Below are 20,691 nucleotides of genomic sequence, written 5' to 3' on the forward strand. Positions count from 1 at the left end.
GGTCAAACCCAGTTCCTTGAATCGCTTAGAATTTAGGCAAACACCTTAGCACGCTCCTCCGCAGTCTTCGCCGTACTGTAATCTTTCAACATCTGCATACAGTATTCTAACAAAGATTCATCCATATGATGTACATCCTCGCCCTTACCTACATCACGTAAGAGCAGAACTGTCAGCTCACCACCTAAATGTTCCCGAAATTCCTCCAAGCCATCAAAGACCATTCTACGTCCGTTGTCATGCTTGAGATCAAAACCTTCGTGATAAAGCGGTAGCTCTAATCCATCTAACAATGCTAGCACACGCTTCGCATCATTTTCAGAAAGCCTTCCTGTTCTCCACGAATATAAAGTATCCAAAGCCACGCCAATACTCACCGCCTGAGCATGCGTCAGCGCAAAGTCAGTCAATTGCTCCAACTTATGTGCAGCCCAATGGCCATAATCTAAAGGACGACTCGAACCGAGTTCAAAAGGATCACCACCCTGAGCAATATGTTCAGCATGTAAAATCGCAGACCTCTCCACAGCCTCTTCTAAAGCATGTGGTTTCAGCTTAGCTAACAACTGCACATTGTCTTCTAACCAATCAAAAAATGCTCCATCGCGAACCAGCGCAACCTTCACAGCCTCCACCAAACCATCACGACGCACATCCTCTGGCTGTGTGTGTAAAAAGGCAAAATCATTCACCACTGCATAGGGTACAGCAAAAGAACCTAACCAGTTTTTCTTCCCAAAAGCATTGATACCATTCTTCACCCCCACACCCGAATCATCCTGCGACAGCGTGGTCGTTGGGAAACGTACTAGACGCACACCTCTATGCGACGTAGCCGCGCCGAAGCCAACCACATCAAGGAATGCACCACCACCAATGGCAAAAATGTACGAATGACGATCAATCTTTTCCTCATTCACCGCATCCCAGACAGAATTTAACACCTTCTCATCGCGTTTACAAATCTCAGCACCAGGAGCCACCTGAATACGCTTTAGCTCCAGACCTGGAGTACTCGCGAAATACTCGTGCATCTCATTCTCCAGCTTAGGAAATGCCTCAGCCACGGAATCCTCCAAAAAAATCAACACCTTCGCACGACCATTCGTCTGCAATAAACGAGCAAGCATACGGTTCCCCTCATCGAAGGCATTTCGAGTGAAACGTATGCGATGCTGGTAGTTCAGCGAAATGGTATAATCGTGCTCAGTCATAAGGTGTAGCAATTAGCTAATACAAGAAACGCTAATACGCCACCGAATCTTAGCACTTTTTTGACGTTTTATGACAATTCAAACCTTCGTTTACTCCATACATAGCTTGCAATCTTCTGAATTCAACTCGAACGGCCATAGCACCTTCATCGGTCAAAATTTCAATGTTGGTAAGTTTTTTACAACTCACCCCCATTGAAATTTACTCATTCCGCTTGGCTATGATCTCGTGAAAATCTCAGAATAATGACAATAGTTATTTTCGTCGATCACGATAAAACGCACACGCCCTACCTCACTCGGGACTGGTGCTGACACCTTATATCCTTCCGCATCAATGCGCGCAGGAATTTTCACCTGATAGCTAATCTTAGGATCTCCTTCAGCATTATAATCTTTTTCCTTTTTGCCATGCTTCGCATCTACACCTTCATTTTGATAATAAAGAATATAGGCCTCAACAGCTTTTGGCTTCTGAGAATCCATTTGTAACTTCGCCTCATTGTCACCAAATGTAATTTTCTCAAGCTCCGCACCAGCTAACTTTGCGCCTTTAAAATTCGGATTTCTATGAGGCAGTTCAGCATTCGTTTTAACTAAATTTTGATTAAGTTCCTGCTTAAGCTCCTCCAGTACGCTTGCGAATTCTGGGTTACCGCTAAGGTCCTCCTGTTCCTCAAGGTCGACAAGCTCTCCATTTCTATACAAACGATACAACGAGTACTCTCCAGTCTGAAAATGACGATAGAGCTTAAAGTCGCCTTTTCTAATAGCTGCACGCTGTGAGTTATGAGGGAAATGCCAAAACAAACTTTCACGTGTCTGTCCCGCAGAATCTACCACCTTCGTACTCTTGCCCTCCAATACTGAGCTTATATCAAGCCCACTCAATTTCGCCGCAGCTTCTTTCGAAATAGAAGAATCGGTCAGCGTCATAATCGTTGGGAAAAAGTCTAACTGATTCACCATCGTACTCACCTCAGCCCCAGCAGGAATACCTGGGCCAGTCACAACTAATGGTACACGCACTCCTCCTTCATCAGTTCGCTTTTTCCCCCCCTTCAATGGATAGTTATCTGAGAGGATCTCGCGCCCTTTAATTTCAGCCCCACCATTGTCAGAGCTGAAAAAGATATACGTTGTCTCAACCAACTTCTTACCAGGATTCCTCGGATCGTCAGTCTTCTCTAAGAAATCCATCACACGTCCAAGACTCCAATCTACAGTAGTCACCATTGCTGCGAAATACGGATTTTGCTGTCCAGGTAGAGTCATAGCTCCAGGCTTAGGCGGAAAGGGTTGCCCCAGCTTATTACAATAATATTCTAATAACTCGCCATTCCGAGTGAGCATAGGCCAGTGCACCATCCAATGGCACATATTAAGAAAAAAGGGCTCATCCTTATTCTCATCCATAAACTTGATAGCCTCTGCTGTCAGCTCATCATAAGGATAAGAAATTCCTTCTGGAAAATCTTCAGACACAGGTGGATACTTCTCTTTACTCAACGGATATTGCCGATCATTTTCCGTCGCAAAATCCTTCGTCCGATCATCCATACCGCGATGAACCCCGCGAGTCTGATTTACAGACTCAAAACCATAGGCTGATGCGTTCAAACCTGCATGCCATTTTCCATAATGCCCAGTCTTGTAGCCATTATCACTTAAAGCATCAGCTAAAGTAAGATGACCGAGATCGAAATACGCTCCTAAAAAAGGTTCCTGGAATTCTTTATCTTTACTCTGTTTGGGTATACTAGCCGCCGTCACATGCGTATAACGCGTCTGGGCAGGATGTTGACCACTCAAAATAGCAGCCCTAGACGGCGCACAGGTTGGCGCAGGAGCATAACCCTGCGAAAAGTTCATTCCGCGCTCAGCTAATTTGATCAAATTAGGCGTTTCATAAGGACAAGGATCACCTAAATCATTTAACTTCTCAACATCCTGCCAGCCCAAATCATCCACATAAAAAATGATCACATTCGGCTTCGTTGCCGCGCCTGCCATTACCATTCCTACTAGCCAAGTGGCTCCTAATAATATTCCTTTTTTAAACATAATATTTTTTTCGCGTCATCTGTATATGCAAGCAAATATAAAACACCCCTTAACTGACAATTGTCTATCCCTATAATTTGGGATACCTGCAATACAAAAACACCTCTATCCTCTCGCCCTATTCTCGACAGCTGGAGTATCATGCTAAACCTGTACCGTATTTACTCGGCTACTTTTTATTGATTATCTTAGAACATAAAAATACAGCTTTACCTTTCCCCCATCAACGCTCTCATTCAACACGCAGCACCCTAGCGCACAAAAAACTCTGTCGCCATGCGCTAACTCGTTAGAGCTCGTCGGTAACGTCCCCAAAGTCACCAGACTTTGCTCAATAACATGCGACGGCATCCACTGTATCCAACCACAAAAAAGACCCGCACTTAGCGTTAGCTAAATGCGGGTCATATAACCTGGCGACGACCTACTCTCACAGGGCCTATCGCCCAACTACCATCGGCGCTAAAGTGTTTCACTTCCGGGTTCGGAACGGGACCGGGTGGTTCCACTTTGCTATGGTCACCAGAGGTCGGGCTGCTCCCTTAAGTTTGTCAGCTTGCTGTGTTCAGTTTTCAGACTGAGTCACTTGCCTGCGGCAAATTTCTTAAGTGTAGCACGACCTCTACCGGCCTTAGCTTATTAGCTTTGGTTGTGTGTAGATTGTCTACTTGGTTATTTAAAAGAGCTGCTTCATAGGAAGCGCTCTCTGACAACTGTATAGAGAAGACATAAAGTCTTTAACTGCCTGTAATGCGTTGATCACAGCTTTTTGCGTGTTTTGAATACTCTTGATTTGTTAAGCAAATTTAAAGCTTAAGGAATCAAGCCGAACGGATGATTAGTATTGGTGAGCTAAATACATTGCTGCACTTACACCCCCAACCTATCAACGTGGTGGTCTTCCACGATCCTTCAGGGAAAATTAATCTCGGGAGAAGCTTGGCGCTTAGATGCTTTCAGCGCTTATCTCGACCGCACTTAGCTACCCTGCGATGCTCTTGACAGAACAACAGGTACACCAGAGGTGCGTCAAACTCGGTCCTCTCGTACTAGAGTTTGAACCCCACAATTTTCCTACGCCCACAGAGGATAGAGGACCGAACTGTCTCGCGACGTTCTGAACCCAGCTCGCGTGCCGCTTTAATGGGCGAACAGCCCAACCCTTGGGACCTTCTCCAGCCCCAGGATGCGACGAGCCGACATCGAGGTGCCAAACCGCGCCGTCGATATGAACTCTTGGGCGCGATCAGCCTGTTATCCCTAGGGTACCTTTTATCCGTTGAGCGACGGCAATTCCACTTTCTACCGCCGGATCACTAAGGCCTACTTTCGTATCTGCTCGACTTGTTAGTCTCACAGTTAGGCTGGCTTATGCCTTTGCACTCAACACACAGTTGCCAACTGTGCTGAGCCAACCTTCGCGCTCCTCCGTTACTCTTTAGGAGGATACCGCCCCAGTAAAACTGACCGGCTGCCAGGGTCCCCCGGCCTGATTCAAGGCTCGAGGTTAGAACATTCAAAATTAAAGGGTGGTATCTCACTGATGACTCCATGATATCCTAAAACACCATTTCAACGTCTCCCACTTATGCTGAGCATTAAGATTAAATGAACACTAACAGCTTACAGTTAAGGTCCATAGGGTCTTTCCGTCCTTCTGCGGGTAGCCGGCATCTTCACCGGCGTTACAATTTCACTGAGCACCTAGTCGAGACAGCGCCCAACTCGTTGCACGATTCGTGCAGGTCGGAACTTACCCGACAAGGAATTTCGCTACCTTAGGACCGTTATAGTTACGGCCGACATTCACCAGGACTTGGACTCGAAGCTTCGCCTCAAGGGCTAACATCTCATCGTAATCTTTTGGCATTGGTCACGTGTCACATCGTATACGTCGACTTTCGTCTTAGCACAATGCTGTGTTTTTGCTAAACAGTCGGTTGGGCCATTTCACTGCGGCCCCCCTTTAACAGGGGGCACTCCTTATCCCGAAGTTACGGAGCCATTTTGCCGAGTTCCTTGACTAGGTTTCACTCTTGCGCCTTGGTATACTCTACCCACCCACCTGTGTCGGTTTGCGGTACGGGGTGCGTTTAATCGGGTTGGCTTTTCTTGGCACAACGTCCAGTAATGCGAATCGACCGTAGTCTCATCTCGGAATTCAATAACCTAGTTACTTTCTATCATGCGTCCCCTTCCCTTTGCACGTGCAGGAATATTAACCTGCTTTCCATCGCCTACGCCCTTCGGCCTCGGCTTAGGTCCCGACTAACCCTGGGATGACTAGCATTGCCCAGGAAACCTCGGGTTTACGGCGGAGCGGGATCTCACCGCTCTTATCGTTACTCATGTCTGCATACTCTCTTCTATAGTGTCCAGGTTCAGTCGCCATTCCCCTTCAACCTCTATAGAATGCTCCTCTACCACGCCGGGTCCCCGTAGGAACCCGACATCCAGAGCTTCGGTACTATACTTATCGCCAATCATTTTCGGCGCAGGATCTCTCGATGAGTAAGCTATTACGCACTTTTTAAATGGTGGCTGCTTCTAAGCCAACATCCTCACTGTCTATGAAATCCCACCTCCTTTCCACTTAGTATAGTTTAGGCACCTTAGCTGCTGATCTGGGCTGTTTCCCTTTCGACAATGAAGCTTATCCCCCACTGTCTCACTGCTGCGCTCTATTGAATGGTATTCGGAGTTTGATAGGGGTTGGTAGGCGGGTATGCCCCCTAGCCCTTTCAGTGCTCTACCCCCACTCATCAACACGCAACGCTGCACCTAAATGCATTTCGAGGAGAACCAGCTATCACGGGGTTTGATTAGCCTTTCACTCCGACCCACAGCTCATCCGAGAATTTTTCAACATTCACCGGTTCGGTCCTCCACTTAGTATCACCTAAGCTTCAACCTGGCCATGGGTAGGTCACCTCCGTTTCGGGTCTAGCACATGCAACTCATTGACGCCCTATTAGGACTTGGTTTCCCTACGCCTCCGATCCAGAAGATCTTAAGCTTGCCACATATACTAACTCGCAGACTCATTAAGCAAAAGGCACGCAGTCACTCCGAAGAGCTCCTACACCTTGTAGGCACATGGTTTCAGGTTCTATTTCACTCCCCTCACAGGGGTTCTTTTCACCTTTCCCTCACGGTACTGGTTCACTATCGGTCGCTAACGAGTATTTAGCCTTGGAGGGTGGTCCCCCCATCTTCACACACCGTTTCACGTGTGGTGTGCTACTTTCACCTAGCCAGATTAGATTTCGATTACGCGGGTTTCACGCTCTGTGCCGGAACTTTCCAATTCCTTCATCTATCTTCACTGGTCAACTAATGGTTAGGCTCTTCCGCGTTCGCTCGCCACTACTTACGGAATCTCATTTTGATTTCTTTTCCTCTGCTTACTAAGATGTTTCAATTCAGCAGGTATCGCGTATCCTTACCTATGTATTCAGTAAGGAACAATGTCATATTAATAACATTAGGTTACCCCATTCGGAAATCCCCGGGTCAATGGTTACTTGCACCTGACCGAGGCTTATCGCAGCTTATCACGTCCTTCATCGCCTGTTAGCACCAAGGCATCCACTATGTGCCCTTTCTAGCTTGATTCCTTATCTTTAAATCAAGTCGACAGCGTCCTCTTTGAAGTGTTGCTTACCCACTCCGGACTTTCTGTCTAAATTTGCCATATTCTACTAAAAATAAGCGTTAACTTATTTTTGGAAGTTTATATTTTTAGAGTATCCCAACTCGCAAAAAGCTTTCTCATTTGTGATTAATTGCATTTTTGCAGTTAGGAAAAACTTTCAATCTATTCTTTAGAATAAATTGTGTTTCTCTATACAGATGTCAAAGAACGCTGTCAGTCAGCGATGCTTTTCCACATTCTCATGGATTTGAAGAAAGACTCACTTTAAGAGTGAAATTTAGGAAGAATAGCTTGCATTCCCCTACGGTCACCCGCAGGCATTTTACAAGAAAAATGGTGGGCCAGACAGGACTTGAACCTGTGACCCCACGCTTATCAAGCGTGTGCTCTAACCAACTGAGCTACAGGCCCAAAATTGTGAAAATGGTGGAGGTTACCGGAGTCGAACCGATGACATTCTGCTTGCAAAGCAGACGCTCTACCAACTGAGCTAAACCCCCAGATCGAATTTAGAATTTCTTTCCAAATTTCACTCTTAAATATTTTGTTTCCTTCGTTGTGAAGAGAAAAAACTGAATTGTATGCTGCGGTTCGCATTGTCATTGCTGACTTTGCGGACGCTTAATTGTAACGTGCAGATCATTTCTTAACTGCAGGCAATTGATTAAGTTCATCCTAATCTTTAGCCTTCGACCTATGCCTTCCGGCATTTGCTCCATAGAAAGGAGGTGATCCAGCCGCAGGTTCCCCTACGGCTACCTTGTTACGACTTCATCCCAGTTACCAACTACACCTTAGGGCCCTGCCAATGTTGGCGCAGACACTTCGGGTGCGATCGGCTTCCATGATGTGACGGGCGGTGTGTACAAGACCCGGGAACGTATTCACGGCACCGTAGCTGATGTGCCATTACTAGCGATTCCAACTTCATGGAGGCGAGTTGCAGCCTCCAATCCGAACTGAGCCCAGTTTTGTAGATTTCCTCCACCTCGCGGTCTCGGTTCTCATTGTACTGGGCATTGTAGTACGTGTGCAGCCCTAGGCGTAAGGGCCATACTGACCTGACGTCATCCCCACCTTCCTCCCAGTTGATCTGGGCAGTCTGGCTAGAGTTCTCAACTTAATGTTAGTAACTAACCACAGGGGTTGCGCTCGTTGCCGGACTTAACCGAACATCTCACGACACGAGCTGACGACGGCCATGCAGCACCTGTGTAAGGTCCCCGAAGGGTCACAGCCTTTCAACTGCTTAGCAATACATGTCAAGCCTAGGTAAGGTTCTTCGCGTTGCATCGAATTAAGCCACATACTCCACCGCTTGTGCGGGTCCCCGTCAATTTCTTTGAGTTTTAGTCTTGCGACCGTACTCCCCAGGCGGTGCGCTTAACGCGTTAGCTCCGGCACAGATGGGGTCGAACCCACCTACACCAAGCGCACATCGTTTACTGCTAGGACTACAGGGGTATCTAATCCCTTTCGCTACCCTAGCCTTCGAGCCTCAGCGTCAGTAAATGTCCAGTAAGCTGCCTTCGCCGTTGGTCTTCCTCTCAATATCTACGCATTTCACTGCTACACTGAGAATTCCACTTACCCCTCCATTACTCTAGCGCGGCAGTATCGGATGCAGTTTCAAGGTTGAGCCTTGAGATTTCACATCTGACTTACCGCGCAGCCTACGCTCCCTTTACGCCCAGTGATTCCGAATAACGCTCGGGACCTTCGTATTACCGCGGCTGCTGGCACGAAGTTAGCCGTCCCTTCCTCTTAGCATACTATCAAACATACTAGCTATTAACTAATATGCCTTACTCTGCTATGACAGGAGTTTACGACCCTAGGGCCTTCATCCTCCACGCGGCGTTGCACCATCAGGGTTGCCCCCATTGTGAATGATTCTCGACTGCTGCCACCCGTAGGTGTCTGGACCGTGTCTCAGTTCCAGTGTTGCTGATCGTCCTCTCAGACCAACTACCCGTCGTCGCCTTGGTGAGCCTTTACCTCACCAACTAGCTGATAGGACGCGAGCCTATCTCAAAGCACTAGCCCGAAGGCCAGCTTTACTCCGAAGAGCACATGCGGTATTAAACCCAGTTTCCCAGGACTATCCCCCTCTTTGAGGCAAGTTGCTCACGCGTTACTAACCCGTCCGCCACTAAGAGATCATTAGTAAACTAAATCTCTCTTCGTTCGACTTGCATGTCTTATCCACGCCGCCAGCGTTCATTCTGAGCCAGAATCAAACTCTCCGTATATTTTTTACATCTTTCGATGGAGTGTCTTGCGACACTCACTTTAAAACGGTTGGCGTATATATTTGCGTTTAAAAATAAATACTAAATTGACAAGTGCGATTGAAAACCCGTTTAAGATCTCCAATCTTGCCTGCGTCAGATTTTCATCTACCGCAGCGCACAATTCAGTCTTTCCTCTTCCACTTAGTTAAACCTTCCAGAGCGAACTCTGCATTTTAACCAAGCCATGTAATGTGTAAAAGATCTCGTTCAGCAGGAACTACTTAACTTGTGAAACCGTGTTTCAAATCAACTTAGTTAATTCCTTGCTGCGCTCCCCTTAGTGGGTGAGGCGGGGCGCAATCTACATATTCCATGACTCCGCGCAAGCTCTTTTCGCATCTTTTTTTAAACTTTCTCCCACTCCCTCTCCGCAAGGCATTGATAGCACAATTACTTGCACCTCACATTTTCACATCAAAAAAAAACCGTCACTTCCAAAACAATAGAAAACTACGTCCCCAAAATGTAAAAATACTGAATAGATCACTCGATTCAGCCTCAAATTAAAAAGAGAATGTGCAACTTTCCCTGCATTCGCTACTTTCACTCAAGAAGAATGAAGAACCAACGCTCCATTTCACTAGGAACTTTCAGCGTACTTGCTGTTTGCGGCATGCTCTATGTCACCTACTCAGCACTTTTTCCCAATGATAGAAAGTCACCCCCCCAAACCAGTTCACAAAGCAACCAAAGCACTCCAAGTAAAAACCTGCCCCTCCCCAAAATCTCCCACCACACTAAAGCAGCCACACAACAAGCTAATAAGTATACGACCTCAAACCCCAAAATAGCGACACACGACAAAGAAGCTATTCTTCACTTCAAAGATCCCGAAGCTTATCACCATTTTCTAACACAACTAACTAATAAAGGACTGAAGCTCCTAGGAAGCTCAGATCGACTCCTCGCGGCAAGAATATCATTCGGAAACTTCTCACAATTAAACGATATTGAGAACGCGGACATCGCACCTAACTATCCAGTCTTCACCCCTACCCCACCTGATGTGAGCGCTCAGGATGGCGCCACTGCATTTGGCAATACAGCACTCCAAGCAATTGGCATTAATGAAGACAACTCAAACTGGGGAGAAGGAGTCACCGTTGCTGTGATTGACTCCGGAGTGAACAATCACCTTTCTCTACAAGACGGCGTTCAACAAATTGCCTTAACTGAGCTCAGCGATGAATCAGAACAACTAAGTCACGGAACCGCCGTCGCATCGATTATTGCAGGGAAACACCCACTCACACCCGGAGTTGCTCCCAGCGCAGAAATTCTCTCTATAAGAGTAACTGACGCATTTGGATCTTCGGATTCTTTCACTCTTGCTCAGGGAATACTTCAAGCTGCTGATGCAGGAGCGCAAATCATCAATATTTCCATGGGTTCTGAAGGAAATAGCTCGGTCGTAGCTGAAGCCGTTCGCTATGCCCAAGACTTAGGAGCCGTCATCGTTGCCTCATCAGGAAACGAAGGCCTATCTCAAGCCGTCTACCCTGCAGCATACGATGGCGTCATCTCTGTCGGAGCCATCGAAGCAAATGGCGATCATCTCGACTTTTCCAATAGCAGTCCCAACTTACAGATCACCGCACCTGGCTACCAAGTCAATGCAGCGTGGGGCGAAGACCTACTCACCGCATTTTCTGGCACATCAGCTAGCGCTCCATTCGTCAGCGGAGCAATTGCAGCCACAATGTCCAACAATGAAGGATATACAGCTCAGCAAGCAACCGAACTCTTATTTAATTACGTCAACGAAGCTGGCCCTGTAGGCGATGACCCGCAATACGGCAAAGGCACCCTAGATATAGGGCGCGTAATTGAAAGGAACACCCCAAACATAAACGACATCGCCGTCACCAGCCAACTACTCATCACAAACGACGCAGGAGATAACGAAATCACCATCATTTTCCAAAACCAAGGGACCTCTAATCTCTTCAACTCCCCCGCGCAAATCGTGACCCCAGCTGGAACCACTCAAATAAGCATCAATAGCCTGAGCCCTGGCCAAACATACTCCTACACGATACCCGCTCCTCCCCTCATTCAGAACCAAACACTCAGTGTCTATTCTTCAGTCAATACCTCCAGCACAGATGTCGACCCGCTCAACAATCGAAAAGAAAATCACTTTTCAGACTGACAGCAAATAAGTTAAGAGGCTATCCCAAGCGCATAGAATCCACTCTTGCTCGCAAGCATGTTAGGCTCTAGCTTCTTGCCATCAATCGCATCATGACTGAAGAAACTATCAAAAGCGCACTCGCCAAAGTCAAATACCCAGGATTTTCCCGTGACATCGTCGCCTTCGGACTTATTAAGGAAATCACCATCAAAGGTGTGGACGTGGAAGTAACCATCGGAGTTCAAACGAAAGACCCAAAAGTTCCAGAGACAATTTTTAAAGATTGCCAAGAAGAGCTGAATAAAATCGAAGGTATCGGAACCACACGCGTCAATGTAGATGTCAAAAATCCAGACGCCCAACAAACAGGTGGCGAAGATGCCCCTGCCCAAGGAAAAACCTCAATCCCTGGTGTGAAGAACATCATCGCTGTAGCCTCAGGCAAAGGTGGTGTGGGTAAATCAACAGTCTCAAGTAACCTCGCTATCGCTCTCGCAAAAACTGGAGCAAAAGTCGGCCTCTGCGATTGTGACCTCTACGGCCCATCAACAGCACAAATGTTTGGCACCAACCAGCAGCCATACGCAAACGAGCGCGATGAAATTATCCCAATCGAAGCACATGGCATCAAACTAATGTCCATGGGATTCTTATTAGACGATAACTCACCTGTCATCGTGCGTGGCCCACTCGCAACCCGCTACACCCAACAATTTCTTCGCCAAGTAGAATGGGGAGAGCTTGACTACCTCATCCTCGATCTTCCACCCGGCACTGGCGACATCCAACTTACCATTGTACAAACTGTCGCCTTGAGCGGCGCAGTCATTGTCACAACTCCACAAGAAGTAGCTCTCATCGATGCTCGAAAAGCGGTATCCATGTTCGCAAAGGTCAATGTCGACATTCTCGGCGTCGTCGAAAACATGTCATGGTTCGAGTGTGAACACGGTACTAAATACCACCTCTTCGGCGACGGTGGTGGCGTCAAAGAAGCAGAACGCCTCAAAGTGCCTCTGCTCGGCCAAATTCCAATCGACATCACAACCCGTCAATGTGCCGACGATGGCACCCCTGTTGCCACACTTTCAGAGACAGAATCTTCAGTCAGCGCCGCTTTCAAGGACACAGCAGAAAAAGTCATGGCGCGTGTACATCGATGAAGCCCCCCTTCCGCTAGCGTCAAAATAAAATCCAATCCAGCGTGGCGAAAGTAACAACAGAAGACGAGTCCTCAATCGAGGAAATCATGCGAAAAGTCCATCACCTTGAAGTCAAGGCAAGGAGGCTTTCACGGGAATCATTTTCAGGCGAATATCATGCCTCGTTCAAGGGGCAAGGCCTAGACTTTGAAGATTTCAGAGAATACCAACACGGCGATGAAATCCGCTTCATCGACTGGAATGTCACAGCACGAATGAACGCCCCGTTCATTCGCACCTTCAGAGAAGAACGCGAACTGAGTGTCCTTATCGCTGTCGACATCTCTGGTTCATTTGATTACGGTAGCAAACACTATTCCAAACGTGAAATCGCTGCTGAAATCGCCGCTGTATTAGCATTTTCTGCGCGCCACAACGGTGACAAAGTAGGTCTACTTCTCTTTGCAAAAGAACCCATTCTTTACCTTCCACCAGCTAAAGGTAGCAAGCATACCCTGCGTATGATCCGAGAAATCTTAGCCACCACACCAGAGAATAAACAAACAAACCTCGCTGGTGCCTGTGACTTCATCAACAAGACTCTCAAACAAAAATCTCTGATCTTTTTCATTTCAGACTTCATTGATAACGATTTCCATAAAAAGCTCGGCGCTCTGAGCCAAAAGCACGAAACCATCGCTCTGCGCGTATTCGATCCTTTCGAAGAAAACCTTCCTAACGTTGGTAAGGTGAATCTAACCGATCCAGAAACCGGTGAACAAAGCATCGTCAACACCGCAAATTCCAATGTGAGAATGGCCTACGAAAAACTCACAATTAGAAGACTAGAGGCACTGCAAAAAACATTCACGAAATATAAAATCGATCATGTGAATGCAGCTACTGACGCAGATTACTTGCCTCTTCTTCACCAACTCTTTAAAACTCGCTCTAGCAGACACGCCTAACAGAAGAATATGCCAGAATTTCACGATATCATTGAGACATCTGAAAAGGTACCACTTCTAGTGTGGTGGCAATGGGTCTTGCTCTCCCTCGCAGCACTTGCTGTCATTCTCCTTCTCATTTTCATCCTAAAAAAATCGCGCAAGAGTAATGCTCAAACGACAAGCAACCTAGAGTTAGCTCTCCAGAAAATTCAAGCTCTCGAACTCAAATCTACAGACAGTAACCGGCTCGCTACCGACCTATCAGTTATTGTGAGAGAATACCTACAAATGCAATTCGAAGATAGAGCACTGTTCGAGACAGATGAAGAATTCCACGAACGCTCTCATCACATAGAAGCCCTCCCTGAACAAGCCGCTGAAAAATTACGCCAATATCTCACTGGCCTTTCCCAGCATAAATACGCTCCGAGCCACAATCATCCTGCGGCTCTAGAAAGCTATGCCACGAAAGCAGCCGAACTACTTAAAGGAATTGACTCTACTATTCCTCGCCCACTCACTAGTGGTTAAATAACCTAACAATCAATACTATATCTACCTTCTTCCAAGACTATTCTTTTGCCCAGCCATGGTGGTTTCTACTACTATTGCTCTTGATTCCTTTATCACTGCTCAAAAAGCGCAAAGGCTCAGGCAGCAGTATTATCTTCTCGAGCCTCAGCACTCTATCTACTCTCGGTTCTCGTCCTAACAATCTAGCTGGAAGAGCTTCATTTGCACTCCTCTCCCTATTCATCATTTTTGCAGCGATCAGTCTTGCCCGACCGCAAAAGAAAAACAGTTATGAAGAACGCAAGGCCAGCGGAATCGATATCATCATCGCGATGGATATTTCCTATTCGATGGAAATCGCAGACTTCAACCTCGATGGCCGCAGAGTTCAGCGAGACTTGATGGCTCGTGAAGTAGTAAAAGAATTCATAAAACACCGCCCGAACGATCGCATCGGTCTCATCCCATTTGCTGGACAGCCCTACCAAGAATCCCCCATCACACTCGAACATCAATGGCTGTTAGAAAAAATCGATGATGTGAGGCCAAACGATGAACTCACCCAAGGCACAGCCATAGGCTCAGCCGTTTCAGCCTCTGCGATCCGTCTTGATAAACGCAAAGATACAAAATCTCGCATCATCGTCCTCATCACAGACGGCTCTAACAATTCAGGAAACATTTCTCCACTTCAAGCTGCAGAAGCTGCAAACCAGTTAGGCATAAAAGTCTATACAGTCGCCATTGGCACCACAGGCGGACGCCTTCATCGCCAAGCCGCTCCAGCCCAAGAATTTGACACGGAGACCTTGGAAAAAATTGCCAAAATCACTAATGCTCAATACTTCCGAGCAAAAACAACAGAACAGCTCGTTGAAGCATTTACAGTCATTGACGAGTTAGAAAAAACCGAACGCACCAAACAAGTCATCACAACCTACGCTGACTACCATCACTACTTCACCTTCGCCGCTGCCCTCAGCCTATTAAGCAGCCTCTTAGTTCTCACATTATACCAACCACCAGCACCTGAATAGTACATTGGAATTTCTTTCTCCATATTGGCTCTACGGCCTATTGCTCATTCCTGTTATCGGCTTGATAGCCATCAAGGTGCGCACATCACGCGACCGAGCATGGAAACAGATGGTGGCCCCACGTCTGCAGAGCAAACTCGTCCTGACTAGATCACTCACCGATCATTGGTTAAGCCTTGGCCTCGCCCTAACAGCTTTTGCTTTGACACTCCTCGCTCTTGCAAGACCTTACCAAGGAGAAACCACAACAGTCGCTAAGGTGACTAGCCGCAACATCCTCGTCGCGATTGACATTTCAAAATCAATGCTCTGCCAGGACGTCTCTCCAGATCGCCTAACAGCTTCAAAAGCTCTTGCACTACAGATGCTTGATCGCTTCCCAAATGACAAAATTGGAGTCCTTGCCTTCGCTGGAAGCAGTAAAGTCATCGCCCCACTAACCATTGATCACATCGCGGTCCACGACACTATTTCTCAGCTCGACACCAACAGCGTGCCAATTGATGGTTCGAATTTAGCTGCAGCGATTACCACCGGAGTCGACACCTTAAAAAAATCTGGAAATCGCGCAAACGCACTCCTCGTCTTCAGCGATGGTGAAGAGCACGACAGTGGAATCGATGAACCAATTGCTGCTGCGAAGGAAGCGGGCGTTCAAATCATCACAGTCGGCGTCGGCACCAGTACTGGAGGAGTGATCCCATCCAAAGATGCCGCTGAAGGAAAACACCGCAATCGCGAAGGCGAAGTCGTTCACACCAGACTCCACGAAGACCTCCTGCGTAAACTTGCTCTAGAAACTTCAGGAGCCTACACCCCAGTACTAAATCGCCCAGAAGCTGTCATCACAGCTACCATTGAAGAAATGGAAGACTTCGAGCAAGAAGGTAGAGAACAAATCGTCCCACATGAGCGCTACTATTGGTTTTTGATCCCAGCAGTGGTACTAGCCTTCGCTTCTGCACTTGTGAATACACGCTGGAAAAATCGTTCACCCATCACAGCGCTACTACTTCTCACATTTATCAGCTTTCCCGAACAAGCCTCAGCCGAATCATGGCTCGGCCAACAAAGTTATAAATACTTCAACAAACCATCTGACATTAAAAATGGTTTCCAAGCGCTTGCTGCAAAAGACTACGAACGCGCTATCAACCTACTCTCACGCGCCCAAGCTGCCAGTACAGGAGAAGCTAAAGCAAAACTCTCCTTAGCTCTCGGCCAAGCCTACTACCGACAAAGCCAATATGATAAAGCTGGTGATCACTTTAGTACAGCCATCCTGTCACAAGATCCAGGGACCCAAGCCACTGCATATTTCAATCTAGCAAATACGGTCTATCAAAATCAATGGTCTAAATTCGAAGGAATAGAAGACACTCCTCTCAAAGACTATTTACGCAGTAAAATTCAACCATCTGGGGAATCTAAAAGCCAGTGGAAAATTGAAGATTTAGATCGCTTCGAAGAAAGTTTCAACGGAGCACTCTCCACTTACAACAACGCACTTGCTCTCCAAACTTCTGACGCTTTCAGACAAAACAAATCGCTCACTGAACAACATATCAAAGCCATTCAAGAGCTCCGCAAAGAACTTCAACAACAGGAGGACCAACAACAAGACGGAGATCAGCAACAGGACGGCGACCAACAACAAGACGGAGATCAACAACAAGACGGAGATCAGCAACAGGACGGCGACCAACAACAAGACGGCGACCAGCAACAAGACGGCGATCAGCAACAGGACGGCGATCAGCAACAGGACGGCGATCAGCAACAGGACGGTGACCAGCAACAGGACGGTGACCAACAACAGGACGGTGACCAACAACAGGACGGTGACCAACAACAGGACGGCGATCAGCAACAGGACGGCGATCAGCAACAGGACGGCGATCAGCAACAGGACGGTGACCAACAACAGGACGGTGACCAACAACAGGACGGTGACCAACAACAGGACGGTGACCAACAACAGGACGGTGACCAACAACAGGACGGTGACCAACAACAGGACGGTGACCAACAACAGGACGGTGACCAACAACAGGACGGTGACCAACAACAGGACGGTGACCAACAACAGAACGGCGGCCAGTCACAAGGTGGTCAAGCTAGCCAACAGCAGCATTCCTCTGAACAAAATCAACACGGTTATACTCTAACAGAACAAGAAGCGCGTGAAATGTTAGAAAGACACGCCGATCTCCAACAAAGACCAAACACCGAGCAACGTAGACTCTGGCAAGGCAACAACCCTGAAATCGATTGGTAATTTCATGAGACACATCATTTCTATTCTTTTCATCCTAACAATCAGCTGTTTTGCACAAAGTTCAGCGAACTCACCAGTGATCACTAGCATCACTAGTACGAACCTCATCGTCGGTGAACTCGCTGCTTTTGACATCACCTATCGCGACACACGACCTGACAAATCGCCCCCAGAAGAAATTGCGATCGACGGCCTTCCCATCACCTTCCGCACCCATAATTATCAAAATATCAACGGCGAACGCTACTTCACCTATCGCTACATTATCAGCGCTAAAAATCCCGGCACCTACACCATCCCCTCACTCGTACTGCCCCACCAAGGGAAATCCGCCCAGAGTCTCGAAGTCACCATCACAGTGCACGAGCAAGACGTGTTAGACCGAGTCCGAGCTCCCTACCGCGACAATGACATCATTTGTTACTCCAAACTATTTCCAGCCAAAACCACCCTCTACGCTGGCGAAGCCACAGTCCTCGAATACAAAGTCTATCTACCAAGCAACAGCAACCCTCAGCGCTGGGGACTCCCACAACCTGAAGATGCAACCAACTGCACTGCGTGGCGCTTCGACCCACCTTCGGAGTCCAACAACATTGGTAACGTTGTCATTGATGGCGCCCAATATCTTGCAGCCACTTACACCACTGTCCTCTCCGCTCTCAAACCAGGCAAAGCGAGCTTCGGCCCCATTGAAACCGACCTCATCATCTCTCCCGCCACCGTCCGTTCACAATGGGGCTTCATGCGCAAATCTGTAGAACTTCCACTTCCCTACGACGCTACCGAGTTTCAAGTCATCGACTACCCCGAAACTCCACCAGCCGAATTCAATGGAGCAGTAGGAGACTTCAGCATTATAGCCAGACACCCAACTAAGGAGTCGATCAGCCTCAACGAATCTATCACCGCCAGCGTAAGCGTCACAGGTTCAGGAAATCTTTCGCAAATCACAGCCCCCATTCTCGAGGACACCGCTACTTGGAAAATAATCGATGTCTCTCGCGTTGAACAAGGCGACGAAAGAAAATCGCTTAATGGCACCGCCGAGTTCAACTACATCCTACAACCTCAGCGTGGAGCCGATGCCTTCCCGCGTTTCACCTTCTCCCATTTCAATCCTGCTACAAAAAAATTCTACATCGAAACCACAGAAACCGGTCCCCTTTCAGTAACAGTTCCAACAACCAGTGGAAACGCCATCATCACAGCCGCAGATGTGCCAGCTGCAGAAATGAACGACATCCTTAGCCCACTCTCTGAAATCGACCTCGGCTCTATCCCCAAAACGGCTACATCCACTATTCCTGTGTCGATTTGGCAAGTCATCCCAGCCTCTCTCCTAACATGGCTTTTGATTGTAGCCCTGAAGAAAAGATCTAACGCTCTCTCGCTTCAAAACACTGAAAAATCAATACGACTAGAAGCCTTCAAAAAGTTAGAAAATGCTCACAACAAGGAGTTTTTAAAAGACGCAGGCTCCTTCATCGAACGATGGTATAGAGAGGATCGACCTGCTGAAATCGACGCTATTCTCAAGCAACGCGACAACCAATGCTACCAACCCGAATCAGCGCAGGGGCCTACCGAAGACCAACGGAAAGACATCTTAGACACCCTCAAAAAATTCATACTCCTAGCCCTCTGTTTCACTCTAACAATCTCAGCTAGCTCCGACGCTGCTGACAGTTTTGAGCAGTGGCTCCAAGGAGACTACAAAGCAGCCCTAGCTTCTTATCAAAAACAACTAGCAGAACACCCGAATTCCGCAGATCTAGAATACAATGTAGGAAATTGTTATTATCGTCTCAATCAACCAGGCAAAGCAGCCCTCCACTTCGAACGCGCACTTTCTATCGAACCTCGTCACCCCGAAGCCACCAGAAACCTAGAATTCACGCAGAAAATGCAAGGCAGCATTCTTGCTCCAAAACTCAGTGGAATAGAACTCTGGGCGAGTAAATTCAGCGTCTCATTCTTCCTCCAAATTACCTTTGCTTTCCTCTGGATCACCCTGCTCTCCATCTTAGCGCTCAAAGTACTCCGAGTGAAAGCTGGTAAATTTGCTACTTTACTTAGTGCTACCGTCATCGCGCCGTGCATCGCAGCAGCAAGTTTCTACATCTGGTTTGTTCACCCTCAGCGCAATGCAGCGAACGAAGGCGAAGCAGCAATACTCACTCAGTTCTCCCCCGTCCTCACCGAACCGATCAAACTCAGTGGAAAAGAACTTGAGAAAAAAACACTTATAAAAGCCACACCAGCTTCCCCTTGCCGCATCATTGCCGAACGAGGCGAATGGTCATACGTGGCACTCGAAAACGATGTCAGAGGCTGGGTGCCAAATGACACAGTCGAAGCAATCCACCGCTAAAGCCGACTAAGCGCAAGCTCGGGATCCAGCTCAACCTCTCCTTCTAACACTGCAGCAAAATGCTCAGCCACACTTGGAGCGGTTATCACCCCTTTCGATCCAAGGCCGTTGAAAAAACCTAAGGCTTCGTTCTCTGGGTGAAAACCAATCACCGGCTGACTACGATGAATAATAGGCCGAACACCCACTTCATGCTCTACCGTTTTAAAAGCTAATGGAGTGAGATCTCTCACCTTTTTCTCAACAGCTTCTCGCCCTTCAATTGTCTGCTCTGACCTCAAATCATCCCACTCGTACGTAGCTCCTGCCCGCCATTCATTATTACCTAGTGGAACTAGCCAACCATTTCGATTAAGAATTCTATCAGAATCTAACTGCCCAACTTTTACTGTGAGCATTTCCCCCTTAGCACTGCGATGCGGCACATAAGAAAACGCTCCAGTTTTCAGTCCAGCGTAGCCCTGACATAAAATCACGCGCTGCGCCGAGTAATCTTTCCAAATCACTTTTCTCTCTTCATACACTAGATCATTTTCATCAAAATTAGCTTCAATAAATCGTGACTCTCGTTCCAGTTTCGCTCGCACCACCGCTAAATACTTGCGCGTATCGAGCCTCCCTCCCTGCGCCATTTCAAAGCCGCCAAAACTTCCGTGAACTTGCTCCTGACTAATCTCAGCCTTTTCCTCAGCAACCCACTCGGCTACCGTTTCCTTCTTTCGCTCAAACTTCGCAGCTTCCTTTTCATTAGAAAAAAGCCGTAACACGGGGTGTGGATAAAAAAGCTGACAGCCAGCCTCGCCTTCCAGAGCTCTGTAGTAGCACAAAGCCTCTGGTAAATATACTGCCTGGCGCCAAGCCGGATTCATCCCCTTCCCCGCAAGAGTGGTCACCAGTCCAGCCGCCACCCGAGTCGCCGCATCGGGATCATTTCTATCAATCACCAGCAACGACTTCCCCCGTTTAAGCAGAGCCATAGCCAGTGCCGACCCCGCCAAACCTTGACCGACGATGATGTAATCGACCTGCGTCATCG

At 47.6% G+C, this 20,691-nt stretch carries 10 protein-coding genes, 2 tRNA genes and 3 rRNA genes; 7 read left to right on the top strand and 8 right to left on the bottom strand.

Annotated features, from left to right (window positions below):
• Positions 1 to 32: 32 nt before the first annotated feature.
• The 7 genes from ACFPK9_RS03440 to ACFPK9_RS03470 all read right to left on the bottom strand — a co-directional run bounded on the left by ACFPK9_RS03440 (position 33) and on the right by ACFPK9_RS03470 (position 9,185).
• Positions 33 to 1,214, bottom strand: a complete 1,182-nt coding sequence (locus ACFPK9_RS03440; protein WP_377093258.1) for a 3-dehydroquinate synthase — start codon at positions 1,212 to 1,214, stop codon at positions 33 to 35.
• A 219-nt stretch (positions 1,215 to 1,433) separates the two neighbouring features.
• A complete protein-coding gene (locus tag ACFPK9_RS03445) occupies positions 1,434 to 3,278 on the bottom strand; it encodes a sulfatase (protein ID WP_377093259.1) in 1,845 nt (614 codons plus the stop codon).
• A 411-nt stretch (positions 3,279 to 3,689) separates the two neighbouring features.
• A 5S ribosomal RNA gene (gene rrf / locus ACFPK9_RS03450) occupies positions 3,690 to 3,805 on the bottom strand.
• 290 nt (positions 3,806 to 4,095) lie between these two features.
• Positions 4,096 to 6,893, bottom strand: a 23S ribosomal RNA gene (locus ACFPK9_RS03455).
• Between the two features lie 374 nt (positions 6,894 to 7,267).
• Positions 7,268 to 7,344: transfer RNA gene (locus ACFPK9_RS03460), tRNA-Ile, on the bottom strand.
• Positions 7,345 to 7,357: 13 nt separating this feature from the next.
• A tRNA-Ala gene (locus tag ACFPK9_RS03465) sits at positions 7,358 to 7,433 on the bottom strand.
• A 221-nt stretch (positions 7,434 to 7,654) separates the two neighbouring features.
• Positions 7,655 to 9,185 (bottom strand): 16S ribosomal RNA (locus ACFPK9_RS03470).
• The 16S, 23S and 5S rRNA genes sit together here with 2 tRNA genes alongside, the layout of an rRNA operon.
• A gap of 598 nt (positions 9,186 to 9,783) precedes the next feature.
• Here ACFPK9_RS03470 and ACFPK9_RS03475 point away from each other — a divergent pair.
• The 7 genes from ACFPK9_RS03475 (at position 9,784) to ACFPK9_RS03505 (ending at position 19,655) form a co-directional block, all read left to right on the top strand.
• Positions 9,784 to 11,379 carry a S8 family peptidase gene (locus ACFPK9_RS03475; RefSeq protein WP_377093260.1) on the top strand — a complete coding sequence of 532 codons (1,596 nt, stop codon included), beginning with the start codon at positions 9,784 to 9,786 and terminating at the stop codon, positions 11,377 to 11,379.
• A 92-nt stretch (positions 11,380 to 11,471) separates the two neighbouring features.
• Complete coding sequence (locus tag ACFPK9_RS03480; protein ID WP_377093262.1) at positions 11,472 to 12,524, top strand: Mrp/NBP35 family ATP-binding protein; 1,053 nt, start codon at positions 11,472 to 11,474, stop codon at positions 12,522 to 12,524.
• A gap of 41 nt (positions 12,525 to 12,565) precedes the next feature.
• Positions 12,566 to 13,471, top strand: a complete 906-nt coding sequence (locus tag ACFPK9_RS03485) for a DUF58 domain-containing protein (protein WP_377093263.1) — start codon at positions 12,566 to 12,568, stop codon at positions 13,469 to 13,471.
• A gap of 9 nt (positions 13,472 to 13,480) precedes the next feature.
• Positions 13,481 to 13,984, top strand: a complete 504-nt coding sequence (locus ACFPK9_RS03490) for a hypothetical protein (RefSeq protein ID WP_377093264.1) — start codon at positions 13,481 to 13,483, stop codon at positions 13,982 to 13,984.
• Positions 13,985 to 14,067: 83 nt separating this feature from the next.
• Positions 14,068 to 15,003 (top strand): VWA domain-containing protein, encoded by a 936-nt coding sequence (locus ACFPK9_RS03495; RefSeq protein WP_377093265.1) that lies wholly within the window; start codon positions 14,068 to 14,070, stop codon positions 15,001 to 15,003.
• A 4-nt stretch (positions 15,004 to 15,007) separates the two neighbouring features.
• A complete protein-coding gene (locus tag ACFPK9_RS03500; protein WP_377093267.1) occupies positions 15,008 to 17,281 on the top strand; it encodes a VWA domain-containing protein in 2,274 nt (757 codons plus the stop codon).
• Between the two features lie 4 nt (positions 17,282 to 17,285).
• The gene (locus ACFPK9_RS03505; RefSeq protein WP_377093268.1) at positions 17,286 to 19,655 is read left to right on the top strand and encodes a BatD family protein; all 2,370 of its coding nucleotides are present in this window, start codon (positions 17,286 to 17,288) and stop codon (positions 19,653 to 19,655) included.
• Here the strand turns inward: ACFPK9_RS03505 and ACFPK9_RS03510 are convergent.
• The gene (locus ACFPK9_RS03510; protein WP_377093269.1) at positions 19,652 to 20,689 is read right to left on the bottom strand and encodes an NAD(P)/FAD-dependent oxidoreductase; all 1,038 of its coding nucleotides are present in this window, start codon (positions 20,687 to 20,689) and stop codon (positions 19,652 to 19,654) included. The two genes, ACFPK9_RS03505 and ACFPK9_RS03510, sit on opposite strands and share 4 nt — an antisense overlap.
• Positions 20,690 to 20,691 lie beyond the last annotated feature (2 nt).

The sequence above is a fragment of the Rubritalea spongiae genome, assembly GCF_042652385.1.
GTDB classification, from domain to species: domain Bacteria; phylum Verrucomicrobiota; class Verrucomicrobiia; order Verrucomicrobiales; family Akkermansiaceae; genus Rubritalea; species Rubritalea spongiae.